14 protein-coding genes are annotated in these 13,498 nt (G+C 60.3%); 7 read left to right on the top strand and 7 right to left on the bottom strand.

The genetic code is table 11. From position 1 onward, the window contains the following. Positions 1-8: 8 nt before the first annotated feature. On the top strand, positions 9-935 hold the full coding sequence (locus ACSQ9D_RS08410) for a pseudouridine-5'-phosphate glycosidase (protein WP_208250316.1): 927 nt from the start codon (positions 9-11) through the stop codon (positions 933-935). 28 nt (positions 936-963) lie between these two features. On the opposite strand, the gene cckA is transcribed toward ACSQ9D_RS08410, so the two are convergent. Further along, positions 964-3,564: a cell cycle histidine kinase CckA gene (gene cckA, locus ACSQ9D_RS08415; RefSeq protein ID WP_436281849.1), complete on the bottom strand. Its 2,601-nt coding sequence runs from the start codon at positions 3,562-3,564 to the stop codon at positions 964-966. A 287-nt stretch (positions 3,565-3,851) separates the two neighbouring features. Between cckA and ACSQ9D_RS08420 the strand changes: the two genes are divergently transcribed. Further along, entirely contained in the window at positions 3,852-4,859 is a 1,008-nt protein-coding gene (locus ACSQ9D_RS08420; RefSeq protein ID WP_436281850.1) for a flagellar biosynthetic protein FliO, read from the top strand. A gap of 71 nt (positions 4,860-4,930) precedes the next feature. On the opposite strand, the gene dksA is transcribed toward ACSQ9D_RS08420, so the two are convergent. Continuing rightward, the gene (dksA, locus tag ACSQ9D_RS08425; protein ID WP_024312771.1) at positions 4,931-5,350 is read right to left on the bottom strand and encodes an RNA polymerase-binding protein DksA; all 420 of its coding nucleotides are present in this window, start codon (positions 5,348-5,350) and stop codon (positions 4,931-4,933) included. A 273-nt stretch (positions 5,351-5,623) separates the two neighbouring features. On the opposite strand from dksA, the gene ACSQ9D_RS08430 reads away from it, so the two are divergent. From ACSQ9D_RS08430 to ACSQ9D_RS08445, 4 genes are all read left to right on the top strand, one after another. Next, positions 5,624-6,121: a SixA phosphatase family protein gene (locus ACSQ9D_RS08430; protein ID WP_436281851.1), complete on the top strand. Its 498-nt coding sequence runs from the start codon at positions 5,624-5,626 to the stop codon at positions 6,119-6,121. Positions 6,122-6,199: 78 nt separating this feature from the next. Next, on the top strand, positions 6,200-7,675 hold the full coding sequence (locus tag ACSQ9D_RS08435; protein WP_436281852.1) for a YcjX family protein: 1,476 nt from the start codon (positions 6,200-6,202) through the stop codon (positions 7,673-7,675). Then, the gene (locus tag ACSQ9D_RS08440; RefSeq protein WP_436281853.1) at positions 7,672-8,751 is read left to right on the top strand and encodes a YcjF family protein; all 1,080 of its coding nucleotides are present in this window, start codon (positions 7,672-7,674) and stop codon (positions 8,749-8,751) included. The genes ACSQ9D_RS08435 and ACSQ9D_RS08440 overlap by 4 nt, the downstream gene beginning before the upstream one ends. Before the next feature lie 209 nt (positions 8,752-8,960). Beyond that, positions 8,961-9,512 carry a hypothetical protein gene (locus ACSQ9D_RS08445; RefSeq protein ID WP_024312775.1) on the top strand — a complete coding sequence of 184 codons (552 nt, stop codon included), beginning with the start codon at positions 8,961-8,963 and terminating at the stop codon, positions 9,510-9,512. 50 nt (positions 9,513-9,562) lie between these two features. On the opposite strand, the gene folK is transcribed toward ACSQ9D_RS08445, so the two are convergent. Genes folK through folP form a run of 3 tightly spaced genes read right to left on the bottom strand, consistent with a single transcriptional unit; the run spans position 9,563 to position 11,311 of the window. Beyond that, positions 9,563-10,081: a 2-amino-4-hydroxy-6-hydroxymethyldihydropteridine diphosphokinase gene (gene folK, locus ACSQ9D_RS08450; RefSeq protein WP_436281854.1), complete on the bottom strand. Its 519-nt coding sequence runs from the start codon at positions 10,079-10,081 to the stop codon at positions 9,563-9,565. After that, the gene (gene folB / locus ACSQ9D_RS08455; protein WP_436281855.1) at positions 10,074-10,442 is read right to left on the bottom strand and encodes a dihydroneopterin aldolase; all 369 of its coding nucleotides are present in this window, start codon (positions 10,440-10,442) and stop codon (positions 10,074-10,076) included. The genes folK and folB overlap by 8 nt, the downstream gene beginning before the upstream one ends. Further along, on the bottom strand, positions 10,439-11,311 hold the full coding sequence (folP, locus tag ACSQ9D_RS08460) for a dihydropteroate synthase (protein ID WP_436281856.1): 873 nt from the start codon (positions 11,309-11,311) through the stop codon (positions 10,439-10,441). Before folP ends, folB begins: the two co-directional genes overlap by 4 nt. 92 nt (positions 11,312-11,403) lie before the next feature. Here folP and ACSQ9D_RS08465 point away from each other — a divergent pair, with 92 nt between their 5' ends. After that, positions 11,404-12,030, top strand: a complete 627-nt coding sequence (locus ACSQ9D_RS08465) for a DUF922 domain-containing Zn-dependent protease (RefSeq protein ID WP_436283793.1) — start codon at positions 11,404-11,406, stop codon at positions 12,028-12,030. Positions 12,031-12,321: 291 nt separating this feature from the next. Here the strand turns inward: ACSQ9D_RS08465 and ACSQ9D_RS08470 are convergent, their stop codons facing one another. Together ACSQ9D_RS08470 and ACSQ9D_RS08475 are read right to left on the bottom strand one after the other, a co-directional pair. After that, a complete protein-coding gene (locus ACSQ9D_RS08470) occupies positions 12,322-12,642 on the bottom strand; it encodes a 2Fe-2S iron-sulfur cluster-binding protein (protein WP_024312780.1) in 321 nt (106 codons plus the stop codon). A 198-nt stretch (positions 12,643-12,840) separates the two neighbouring features. Continuing rightward, entirely contained in the window at positions 12,841-13,209 is a 369-nt protein-coding gene (locus ACSQ9D_RS08475) for an Hpt domain-containing protein (RefSeq protein ID WP_024312781.1), read from the bottom strand. Between the last annotated feature and the right edge of the window lie 289 nt (positions 13,210-13,498).

The following is a 13,498-nucleotide window of genomic DNA, read 5'->3' on the forward strand; positions in this document are numbered from 1 at the left end:
AAGAGACAATGACGAAACCGATCTCCCCCCTCCTGCCGATCGCCTATTCCAAAGAGGTCGCGAGCGCCAAGCAGCGCGGCGCGCCGATTGTGGCGCTCGAATCGACCATCATCACGCATGGCATGCCCTACCCCGGCAACATCGAGATGGCCCGCAGCGTCGAGGCGCTCATTCGTGAGGAGGGTGCCGTCCCGGCCACCATCGCGGTCATTCACGGTACGCTGCACATCGGCCTCGAAGCCGATCAGCTGGAGCAGCTGGCGCAGGCCAAGGATGTCCTGAAGGTCTCGCGGGCCGACCTCGCCTTTGCGATCGCCGAGCGCCGTCACGGCGCGACGACCGTGGCAGCGACGATGATCGCCGCCGAACGTGCCGGCATCAAGGTCTTCGCCACCGGTGGCATCGGTGGTGTCCACCGCGGTGCCGAGGAAAGCTTCGATGTCTCCGCTGACCTCGAGGAACTTGGCCGCACCGGCGTCATCGTCGTTTGCGCCGGCGCCAAGGCAATCCTCGACATTCCGAAGACCCTGGAAGTGCTCGAAACCGCGGGCGTGCCGGTTGTCACCTATGAAAGCGAGGAATTCCCCGCCTTCTGGTCGCGCGCCTCCGGATTGCGCAGTCCGCTCACGCTCAACAGCCCGGCCGCAATCGCCAACTTCCAGACGGTGCGCGAGCAGCTCGGCATCGACGGAGGCATGCTGATTGCCAACCCCGTGCCGGAGGCAGACGAGATCCCGCGGGAAGAAATGGAGATTTACATCGAGCGGGCGCTCGACAGCGCCGAACGCGACGAAATCAGCGGCAAGGAGGTCACTCCTTACCTGCTCAGCACCATCTTTGACCTGACCGACGGCCAGAGCCTTAAGACCAACATCGCGCTGGTGGAAAACAATGCCCGACTGGCGGCTGAAATTGCCGTCGCGCTCGCAGGTTGATCATTGAATAGGGGCGCCGCGGCGCCCCTTAGCTGTCGAGCGTCTCCTTGACGACGACAGCAAGCTGCTTCAGGGAGAACGGCTTCGGCAGGAAGCCGAATTTGGAATCCGGCGGCAGGTTGCGCGCGAATGCATCTTCGGCATAGCCCGAAACGAAGATGAACTTCAGGTCCGGATAGTTCTTGCGCAGTTCGCGCAGCAGTGATGGACCATCCATCTCCGGCATGACCACATCCGAGACGACGATGTCGACCTTGCCCTCAAGCTCGTCCATGATATCGAGCGCCTCGACACCAGAGCCGGCCTCGTAAACCGTATAGCCGCGGGTCTCGAGCATGCGCTTGCCACCTCGGCGTACTGCTTCCTCATCCTCGACGAGCAGAATGACGGCAGATCCCGTCAGATCCTCGGGTTGCTCCGCCGGTGTCGGCGCCTGTTCAGCGCGCGCGCCCATGGCGGGCGTGACGGCGTCAGCTTCCGCGGCAACGGCCAGCTCGACAATGTGGCGCGGCAGGAAGACGCGGAAAGTCGTACCCTTGCCGACTTCCGACTCCGGCTGAATGTAGCCGCCCGACTGCTTGACGATGCCGTAGACCATCGCGAGACCAAGGCCCGTTCCCTTGCCCACCTCCTTCGTCGTGAAGAAGGGCTCGAAGATCTTGTCCATGATCTCGGGCGCGATGCCGGTCCCGTTGTCTGAGACCTCGATGAGAACCATGTCCTCGTGCGGCATGTAGGAGTAATTGAATGCTGCCACCTCCTCCGCCGTTGCGTTCTTCGTGCGAAGTGTCAGCTTGCCGCCCTGCGGCATGGCATCGCGCGCGTTGACGCAGAGGTTGATAAGCACCTGCTCGAACTGCGACAGATCGGTCTTAACAGGCCAGAGATCGCGGCCGTACTCGACGTCAAGCTTCACATTCGTACCGGAAAGCAGACGGTCGACCAGCATCCTGAGGTCGCCGACCACATCGGTCAGATTGAGCACCGTTGGCCGCATCGTCTGCTTGCGCGAGAACGCCAGCAGTTGCCGAACGAGCACGGCGGCACGATTGGCGTTGCGCTTGATTTCCATGAGGTCGGCAAAGCCAGGGTCGGCCGGTCGCGCCTGCAGCAGCAAATGATCGGAAGACAGCAAAATGGCCGTCAGAACGTTGTTGAAGTCGTGCGCGATGCCGCCGGCCAGGGTGCCGACCGCGTTCATCTTCTGCGTCTGCGCCATCTGCGCCTCGAGCGCCTTCTGCTCCGTCACCTCGACGGCATAGACGATCGCGGCCTCTTCCGGCGCCTCATCGCTCTGGTCGATCACCGCATTGACGTAGAAACGGAAATGGCGGGCTTCATCCGTTGGCGTGCGGGAGTCTATCGGAGGGATATCGCCCTGCCGGTCCTTCGCCGCCGCAAGCGCCTGCTGCAGCTTCGACTTGTCACTGTCCTGAACAATGACTTCGAGCAAAGCGCCGTTCTCCACATCATTCCGGGAGACTATCCCGGAAAACAGCTTCAGGAACGGCGCATTGGTGCGCAGGATGCGGCCTTCGCCGTCCACCGAGGCAATCGCCATCGGCGTGTTGTTGAAGAAACGGGTGAACCGCATCACAGCCGCCGACGCGGACTGATCGCTCTCACCGCTCTTCTGGCGCGTGAGCACAATCGACCGGCTTTCTCCAGGCGCACCATCGCGCATCGACGTCACGCTGTGGACGATCTGCGCCGGCAAGCTCTGACCGTTCATCTTCTTCAGGTCGAGATCGAGCGTCACGGTCTTCTTCAGGCCCGGATCGGCCTGCACCGACTGAATGAGTGCAAGTCCCTCGCCCGCAACGAAGTCGCCGATCGTTACCGAACCGGGAACGAATTTGGTGAGATCGATGCCAAGCCATTCCGCCAGTGTTGCGTTGAGATAGAAGATCTCCCCTTTGCGGCCGGCTGAAAAGAACCCGGCCGGCGCGTGGTCGAGATAGTCGATCGCATTCTGCAACTCCTTGAAGAACCGCTCCTGGTCGTCGCGCTCGGAGGTGATGTCGCTGATCTGCCAGATATGCAGCGGCTTGCGTCCGATCTCCTCGCTGTGCAGGCTCCGCGCTTTCAGGCGGTACCAATGCGCTCCTGCGCCGTTCGTCGAAGGGCCAAGCGACCGCAACAGGCGGAATTCCTCGCTGCCCTCTCGGCCTTCGCGCAGCCCGTTGGAGAGACGATAGAGCGCTTCGTTCGACTCCCGATGCCGCGACAGCAGCGCTTCAAGCGTCTGAACCTCCGTCGCCTTGCGGGCACCGGTCAGTTCGCCGTAGGCCGCATTCGCATAAACGACGCGACCCTTCTCATCAGTTATCAGAGACCCATCGGGGTGGCTGTTCAAGAATGCTCGCGCCAGGCTGTCGGACTGCCGTTGTGGCATGACTTCGATAAAGCCGATCACCGACGACACGAGGAAGAAAATCCCGACCATGGCAAGCACGCCGAGAACGCCGAGTACCATTTCATTGTCCAGAGAACTCTTGAAAACGACAAACGCGGCGGCTGCGCCGATGAGCACAAGCGCAAGCAGGATGATGCGCAAAGCCGTTCCCGTGCGCCCCCCGCGGTCCAAGAGCGGTTCGCTATAATCGTCGGCCTGACGCGGTCTCGTCATCTATTCCCTCGCATGGCCTGCCGGGCTTCACTCGTAACACGGAGACAAAGCAGGAATCAGGCGCCTTTTCCTTCTTACCAATTTGCGGTCTCCGCAAAAACACTGGTCTCTGTGAAGACTGATTGAATTCACAGCGAAGAGCGCCAATTTCGCCATTGAAATGCGTTGTTAAGAAAGCATGTTCGAATTCCACTTCGGGTTGGCATGACTGGACAAGGCCATCGTGACTTGTCTACGAAGTGGTAAAGTCGCCGGCTGGTTCAAAACCGCGAAGGGAGTAAGCCAAGATGTTCGATGATCTCATGGGAGCCTATGGGAGCCGCTTCCTTCTCGCCGCCGGCGGCGTCGGCATAGCTCTATTGCTGCTGATTGTCGTGCTCTGGATCATGCGCAGCCGCGCGCCTTCGCCCTTTGTGCGCGGCGGCCGCAATCGCCAGCCGCGGCTGCAGGTCCTTGATGCGGCGGCTGTCGATGCGCGCAGGCGTCTCGTCCTCGTCCGGCGGGACGACGTTGAGCATCTGATCATGATCGGCGGACCGACCGATATCGTCATCGAGAGCCGCATTGGCGAGGCTGCCGACACGGTATCGCCTGCGACGGCGGATCAACCTGCTCGGGCTTTGGGTCCGGCTCCAGTTCCTGTCCCCGTGATGCCGCCGCAGCTCGAGGCTGCGTCCGAGGCGCCAGCACCTGTTCGCATCGCGCCGGCTGAACCACAGAATGCGCCGATCCGCAGCCACACGCCAGTTGAACCCTACGTGCCCGAACGCGCGCCGATCGAAGCTCGACCCGAACAGGTTGTCGTCGCCACGCCGCCCTCGCCTCCGCCTGTTATCGCCGAACGTGAACGTGCGCCGCGCCCGGCGCCGTCGTTCGAGCCGCGACCGGAACCGCATCAGGCGCCTGCGCCGATCGAGGCCTCGGTTGCCGCAGACATCCTCGATTCCGCCCGCCAGCGGGTGTTGCCGCAACAGCGCATCGAGCCCCAGATCACCCCCGTCCGCAACACGCCCACGCCAGTGCAGCCCGCATCGGCATTCGTCGAAGTGGGCACGCTGGCGCCTGCAGTACAGCCGAGCGACTTCCAGCGCATACTCGAGGAGGAGATGACGAGCACGCTTGCCGCCGAGCGCATCGTACCGGCACCGCAAGCGCCCGCGGCAAGGCCTAGCCCGGCGCCTGGAAACCTGCCTCGCCGTGACCCTGACATGGCCCCGCTCACCGGCGCAGATGCCGCACTTCAAAATGAAGTCGCCCGCATCTTCGGCGAGATGAGCGTTAATCGCGACAAATAGTGGACCGACCGAACAAAGCAAAAGGGCACCGCGGTTTCCGCGGTGCCCTTTTTGTTGTCAGCATGTCGGGCTCATTCGTCCCGGTAGACCTTTTCCCGGCGCTCGTGCCGCTCTTGGGCCTCGATCGAGAGCGTCGCGATCGGTCGAGCGTCAAGCCGCTTGAGGCCGATTGGCTCGCCGGTCTCCTCGCAATAGCCGTAGGTGCCGTCTTCGATACGTTGCAGTGCTGCGTCGATCTTGGAAATCAGCTTTCTCTGGCGGTCGCGGGCACGCAGTTCGATAGCCCGGTCGGTTTCGGACGATGCCCTGTCAGCAAGATCCGGGTGGTTTGCGCTTTCCTCCGCCAGATGGTCGAGGGTTTCGCGCGCCTCTCTCAGAATATCGTTCCTCCAGGCGACCAGCTTGGCTCTGAAGTAAGCCCGCTGATTACCGTTCATGAACTCTTCCTCTTCCGAGGGTACGTAGTTGCTAAGATCGATCTTCTCACTCAACGCGATTCTCCTGAAGAACATCTCATCTGGCGGGTGTATATCGCGAGCACTACGGTTGATTCAAGCCAAATACGCTAGGTGAACAGTTTTTTAAATCTGTCATATTTTTGAGCTAACAGACTATTTTCTCACCACTATTCCGCCGGGCGCATATTCTCCTCCCGGTAACCCCGCACTTTCCGACCCCTGATTTGGCGGCAATACCTTCCGCTACGGTTGACGCGCGGGTCGCTCACCCGTTACTGAAAAAGTCCCTTCGACGTGGATTTTCCTATGGCTGCAATCACGCCTCCGCCCTCCCGGATCTATCTGCTGCGGCACGCCGAAGCCGCTTGGGCAGCACCTGGGCAACGTGATTTCGACCGCCCGCTGAGCGAGAAAGGCTATGCGGACGCCGAGATCGTCGCCGACAAGGCGGCCGACAAGGGCTATAGGCCGGATCTGCTTCTCAGTTCGACAGCAGCGCGTTGCCGGGAGACGGCGGATGCTGTGCACAGGGCTATGGGCTCGACGCTCGATCTTCGATTCGTCGACGAACTTTATAATGCCTCACCGGACATCTACCTCGAGATCATCGATGCGCAAGAAGCGGTCGGCTCGGTGATGCTCGTCGGCCACAACCCGACCATGGAGCAAACGCTAGAAGTGCTGATCGGCCACGAGGCGCTTTGTCAGGCACTGCCGACCGGCTTTCCGGCTGCCGGCCTTGCAGTTCTGGACTATGACAGCAGGTTGGCAGGCTGGCGCCTTGTTGATTTCGTGATCGACTAAGGTCTTTTCGCGGAACGTCTTTTCGCATCGACCTGCGGTTCCTATATGGCTTGTCACGATTAGAACCGGAATTCCGCCTTGCCGCCCAGCCTGACCTCCTTCTCCGATGACGCGCGCATCGCCCTGGACAATCTTGCGGACCGGGCATCGGGCCTGATCAATCCGACTGTGCGCCTTGGCGTCACCGGCCTCTCGCGTTCCGGCAAGACGGTCTTCATTTCCTCCCTGGTCCACAATCTTCTGCACGGTGGCCGCCTGCCGCTCTTCGAGCCTGCGCAGTCCGGTCGTGTTTCGGCGGTGCGGCTTGAGCAGCAGCCGGATGACGCCGTGCCGCGCTTCCAATACGAAGATCATATCCGCTCTCTGGTGAAGGATCGCGTATGGCCCGATTCCACCCGGGCGATATCCGAATTGCGCATCACGCTCGAATATCAAAGTGCCAGCGCCTGGAACCGTCTCTTCTCGCCGGGTCGGCTGTCGATCGATATCGTCGATTATCCCGGCGAATGGCTTCTGGACCTGCCGTTGCTCGGAAAGGACTACCGCGCGTTCAGCGAGGAAACGATCGCCTTGGCGGGAACGGGCATTCGTGCAGAACTCTCGCGCGATTGGCTGGCCCTCACCCACGCCACGCACGTTAACGCTCCAGCAGACGAAATGCGCGCGCGCGACCTGGCCACGTCTTTTGCCGATTACCTCAAGGCCTGCAAAGCCGACGAACGCTCGCTCTCCACACTTCCGCCTGGCCGCTTTCTGCTGCCCGGCGATCTTGATGGCTCGCCCGCACTTACCTTTGCGCCGCTCACGCCTCCACCGGAAACCAAACCGCAAAAAGGATCGCTTTGGGCGATGATGGAGCGGCGCTACGAGGCCTACAAATCGGTCGTGGTGAAGCCTTTCTTTCGCGAACATTTCGCCCGCCTAGACAGACAGATTGTGCTCGTCGATGCGCTGCAGGCTATCAACCGTGGCCCAGAGGCAGTACAGGACCTCGAACGCGCCCTGACGGACGTTCTGGCGTGCTTTCGTCCGGGCACGAATTCCTGGCTGTCGTCATTGCTTGGCCGCCGTATCGATCGCGTACTCGTCGCGGCAACGAAGGCCGACCACCTGCACCATGAAAGCCATGACCGGCTCGACGCCCTCACCCGCCGCCTGGTCGATCGTGCCGTGCATCGCATTGGTATGGCTGGCGCAGGCATTGACGTCATGGCACTCGCCTCGGTCCGCGCCACGCGCGAAGCGACCGTGAAACACGATGGCCATGAGCTTCCGGTAATCGTTGGAACACCGATGGAGGGTGAAACCATCGGCGGAGAATGCTTTGACGGCCTCAAGAAGACGGCGATATTTCCCGGCGACCTGCCGGAAGATCCAGAGAGCCTGTTCGAGCGCATAGAATCTGGAGACCGTGACATCGCCCTGCCAGATGTCAGTGTCGTACGCTTTCGCCCGCCGCACCTTGAAGAGACAGGCGGCGGCATAAAGCTTTCGGTCCCGCATATTCGCCTCGACCGTGCCATGCAGTTTCTGTTCGGAGATCGCCTGACATGATCAAGCCACCATCCGAACATCCCGCACACCGCGCACCGGCCGCCTTTTCCTATGAGGAGGACGCACCGGCTCGGCCGACAACCGAAACCAAGCGTGGCCAGCAAAGACCGGGTAGCTTTACAGACGATATCGTGTTGACCGCTGACGAGGATGATCCTTTTCTCAATCCCGAGAAGGATGTCCCTCCAATTCCGGTCGCGGTCCCGCGCAATCGCGGCACCTCGTTTGCGAAAATCGCAGCGGCGGCATTTGGCATTCTCTTTTCGCTTGCCTTCGGCCTTTGGACCGACAGCCTTATCCGCAATCTCTTCAGCCGCGCAGATTGGCTGGGCTATACAGCGCTTGCGGCACTCGCAATCGGCATCCTGGCGGTGATCGCCATCGTTATCCGTGAGACAGCCGGAATGATGCGGCTGACGGCCGTGCAGGCGATCAAAAGCGAAGCCGAGGCCGCCATGGTGGAGACCAAACCGGCGAAGGCGCGCGCGCTGGTCAAACGGCTGGAAACCCTGCTCTCCGGCAAGCCCGAGACGGCCAAGGGCCGCGCCACGCTGAAAGCGACAGAGGGCGATATCATCGATGCGCCGCATCTCATCGCCCTCGCGGAACGCGAGCTTCTGGCGCCCCTCGACCGGCAGGCGCGGGCCTTGATCGTCAATGCCTCGAAGCGAGTCTCCATCGTCACCGCCGTCAGCCCGCGTGCCATCGTCGACTTGCTCTACGTGCTTTATGAGGCCGCCCGACTCGTCCGGGCTATGGCGGATCTCTACGGAGGGCGGCCGGGAACGCTCGGCATGATCAGGCTCATGCGAGACGTTCTGGCGCATCTTGCCGTGACCGGCTCGATCGCGGTCGGCGATAGCCTCGTGCAGCAGGTGCTTGGCCATGGGCTGGCGTCGAAGCTGTCGGCGCGCCTCGGCGAAGGCGTTATCAACGGCCTGATGACGGCCCGCATCGGAATCGCCGCCATGGACCTTTGCCGTCCCCTTTCGTTCCATGCCCTGAAACGGCCGGGAATCGGCGACTTCATTGGGGATCTCGCGCCATCCATGACATCGCGTGATAAGAATTCCTGAAAATGACCGTTTTGTCGTGCTTGCCACGCGTCAAACGATACGCGAAAATACTTGCCATGAATTCAAGGCGCTAGCGCTCCGCTATCGGCGTTCGGCAGCTGTGGAACGCACTGTTGTTCAGCGCTTTCAGGCTCGCAGGAAACCAACCGTTAACCATTTTTCGGCAAAACTTGGGACCAGTTAAGCGATGGTGTCGCTAGGGAAAATCCATGTATTCACGCAAGTTTCTTCTTCTTTTCGGACTGGCTGCGGTGGCGTTGTCACCGGTCGCCGACATGGCTCCGTCCGCAACAGCGGCAACACGTGACAAAGCCTTCTTCGAATCCGTTGCCGGCGCCTGGAGAGGCCCCGGCGAGATCGTTGCCGGCAAGTACAAAGGCACGAAATTCACCTGCAATCTCGTAGGCGAACCGGTGAGCGCTGGCGGCACGGGCATCAAGCTTGACGGAAGCTGCAGGGTCGGTGTCTTCAAGCAGCCGATGACCGCGCTCATCACCCAGTCTGGCAATTCCTACAAGGGCAAATTCCTTGATGGCGCCGATGGCAAGGGGCTCGACGTCATATCGGGTGCCGTTACCCAGGATACGGTGGTCGTCGGCCTCAACCGTTCCAAGCTTAACGGCGCCATGATCGCCCGCGTCCGCGACGACAAGACCATGAACGTTACCGTTTCGGTCAAGGTCGAAAGCCAGATGATCCCTGTTATCGGCCTGACGCTCACGCGCCAAGTCGACGAAATCACCGTCGGTTCTGTCGAATAGGTTTTTTGTGCGGCCTTTTGAAGCGGCGGACTTTCCGCCGCTTTTCTATTTCAGGCCGTATGCCACCAGTTGCTGGTCTGATCGGCCACTTCGATCCCCTGCACATCGGCCTTCGCCAACCATTCGCGAACGGGTGCCCCGTGGACAAGCAGCTCCGGAGCAAAGTCGGCAAGTGGCATCAGCACGAAGCCGCGATCTGTCATGCGCGGGTGCGGAAGCTCCAGCCGTGGCGCGGATTGAACCACATCGGCATAGGTCAGAATATCAATGTCCAGCGTCCGCGGCCCCCACCGCTCGATACGCTCTCGTTTCATCCCCCGTTCGATATCCAAGCAGACATCGAGAAGCGTCTCCGGGCCAAGCGTCGTCTCGACGGCAGCGCAAGCGTTGAAGAAATAGGACTGGTCGGTCTTGCCCCAGGGCGGCGTGCGATAGAGTCGCGATACCGCTACCACCCGGCAGTCGGGTCGCTGGCCAAGCGCCCTGAGAGCGACGGCTATTGCATGAATAGGCTTGCCGAGATTGCCGCCAAGGCCGAGCGTTGCGGTTTGGAAAATGGCCTCAGGCAAAGTGTTCGACGCTCACCTGAACGAAATCGAGAACGCCTGGTACCGGTGCGTTCGGCTTGCGCACCGTGATTTTTGCACGCCTGATCTGCGGAAATTTCGAACAGAGCCCCTTGGCGATATCAAGCGCAAGCGCCTCGATCAGATAGCGACGCTTACCCGTAACGATCTCCTCGATCACGGTGAAGGCAATGCCATAGTTGACCGTGTCATTGATGGAATCGCTCTCCAGGGCATCGCCGGCGACGACGTCGAGCTCTGCATCCACAAAGAAACGTTGGCCGAGGAACTCCTCTTCGTCATGAACGCCATGGCGGGCAAAGAAGGCGCAGTTCTGAAGCGTAATAGTGTACGTAGTGCTCATGCCAAGTTTCCTTGCTCGCAGCTATGGCTGGCCGCGAGCATAGCATCGGCGATGGCCAAAGCATCCCTGTTGATTGCGACATCGTGTACGCGAAAAATGCTAGCCCCCGCCAGACGCAGCAACACGCTAGTCGCTGCCGTTCCCGCATCCCGGTCGGCGGCCTGCCGGCCTGTGATGGCGCCAATGAAACGTTTGCGCGAGGTGCCGGCAAGCAGCGGCAATCCCAAGCGGTGCAACTCGCCGAAACGCGCCATGAGCTCAACATTTTCTTCCGTATCCTTGGCAAAGCCGAAGCCCGGGTCGAGCACGATGCGATCCCTCGAAACACCTGCGGCCGAAGCGATTTCTAGCGAGCGTTCGAGAAAGAAAAATTGGTCGGCGATCACATCGGCAAGCTTCTCCCGATCGCGGCCCGTATGCATCAGGCACAGTCCTGCGCCGGTATCGGCAACGATCTTCCCGATCTCGCGCTCCTTCTGCAGCCCGAATACGTCGTTGACAATATGCGCCCCTGCGCCCACGGCAAGCCGCGCGGTCTCAGCTCGATAGGTGTCGATCGAGATCAGCGCATCGGTCTTGCCGCGCAGTGCCTCGATCACCGGCAACACTCGTGCCTGTTCTTCGGAAGGGCTGACGACATCCGCATCGGGACGTGTCGATTCGCCGCCGATATCGATGATCCCAGCGCCCTCGTTGGCAGCTTGGAGAGCACGCGTCACCGCCGCATCGACGGTCTCGTATCGCCCGCCGTCCGAGAAGGAATCCGGCGTCACGTTGACGATTGCCATGATCACGGCACGCGCGCCCAGTCCGATCTCACGACCATGCCCGACGCGCCAGAAACTGCTCCCAAGCTGTGCCAACGGCATTCATCCTATCGATCGAAAAAAACGCTAGCGATATTGCGCTGGTCGTGGCTATGCCCCAAGCTCCGGCAAACTTCAACATGAGTATCTGCAGAATGCTTTCCGTATCGCGTTATATGCCTCTCCTCCTCGGCTTTTCCATCGCCGTAGCAGCGTTCAGTCCAGCCGCCGCTACCGTGATCGCGACGCGAAGCTACTCCTATTTTGCTATCAAGGGCAAAACCGCGGACCAACTCGATCAGCAACTGAGCACCAACGGGCCGACCGCAAGCGGTTCGTCGGCTCGCCATCCGGGTGCGACCAAGATCCGCTTCGGCGGCGACGCCACCTATGTCCAGGCGGGAGGGAGATGCCGGGTCGCCAGCGCCAAGGTCACCGTCCACACTCAGATCATCCTGCCCCGCTGGACCAACCGCAAAGGCGCCAGCAAGCAGTTGTCGATGATTTGGGATGCACTCTCGAGCGACATCAAGCGGCACGAAGAACGTCATGCCGAGATTGCGCGAAACCAGGCACGCGCAATGGAACGGCAGATTCTTGCGCTTCCCCCGCAACCCAATTGCGAGCGCATGCAGGAATTAGTGACCGACGTTTCGACACGCGGCATCGAGGAACACGACCGGCTGCAGGCCCGATTCGACCGAATCGAAGCCGTCAATTTTCAGAGTCGAATGATGAGACTTCTGAACAATCGGATCAGAATATCCGGCGGCGCAAGGTAGCTGATTCTCAAGCTCAAGGCGATCACAGAAGTTTAGCCGCGTAACAAAACTTGTGTGAAACTGCAGTCGCCCCAGTGATTTAGTGGTTATTTCTCGGTCTAGCTAAATCAACTACAACGCGGTAATATTCAAACATTCGAAAGTTCAGGTCCGTAAGCCCGAACTTTCGCTGCTGGGTTCTCCTGGCGCGTTGCGAAGCCGCGGATGATCCTCCCTCGTCCGTAGGTAATGCGCCTACCTCGCCTCGCTCGTCTAGCGGCCAGCGAGGCTTTTTTTGGGGAGTGCAGTGGATCAGGCCTGGCGCTCGGGCACGTGGACGGTAAGCCCATCCAGGGCTGCCTTCATTCTGATCTGACAGGATAGGCGCGACGTCGGACGCACGTCAAACGCGAAATCGAGCATGTCTTCTTCCATCGCCTCAGGCGGACCGACGCGTTCTGTCCACTCGTCGTCGACGTAGACATGACAGGTCGCGCAGGCACAGGCGCCACCGCATTCGGCCTCGATGCCCGGCACCGAATTGCGCACGGCATTTTCCATAACGGTCGATCCCTGATCGACATCAAGATCGAAGCGCGTGCCGTCGAAGGCGACAATGGTCAGTTTGGGCATGATGATTTCCGGTAGTCGTCAATGGGAGGGTCTGGATTTTTTCTTCCAACAAATCGTCGAGGCAGTCAACATCGACCGCTCGATGCCTTTCATTCCAGATTGGGAAGCGACGCGCTTGTCAAAATGCGCCATGCCGACAGTCACAAAAAGACCCGCTGCCCCGAAACGGATCAGCGGGTCTCGTATCTGACCTGCGGCTCAGCGGCAAAGCTTGAGGATAAAGTTCTCGGCTTCGATCACCGCAATGCCGACTGCCGCCATGCTGGCAGCATCGCCGCAATTGCCCTCGAGCGCTTCAGCAGCGGCATGAACGCGGAACGCACCCACGGCGCCGGCGGCGCCCTTGAGGCGGTGTGCCGCGGTCTCGATGATCTTCTCGTCGCCGGATGATATCTCCTGCAGGCACGCCCGCGCCTGCCGCGCAAACATCTGCAGAACTTCGATTTCCAGGCTCTTGTCGCCCATTGTCTGGTTTGCCAGATGCACCAGATCCACCGGACGCTCCTGCGAAGGACGTGGACCCTTGCAATTATCGGGTGCCGCAAACGCAATACTGACTGCTGCCATGTGCCAATTCTCCCGTCGTCTATCCCGCCGTTCGTTCATGCTGCGGGCGCGGCGTGGCCATCACGTTAAATTTCGGCACATTCATGGCGGATTTCTCAGGTTATGGTTAACGTCCATTAAACATCCCTAACTCGTTGGTTTTTAAAGGGCCGCTTTTATTAAATGGTGTTAACAAGACCTTAATATCAGGGGATTTGACCGGTTGCGTTAATTGTCTAGCAGTCCCGGATGTGTCACTACGATACTACTGGGCGAGCTCTCTGGCACCTGCCTTTGCTCGCCAAGTGGA

Source organism: Rhizobium sp. LjRoot258, from assembly GCF_964254185.1.
GTDB lineage: Bacteria > Pseudomonadota > Alphaproteobacteria > Rhizobiales > Rhizobiaceae > Rhizobium.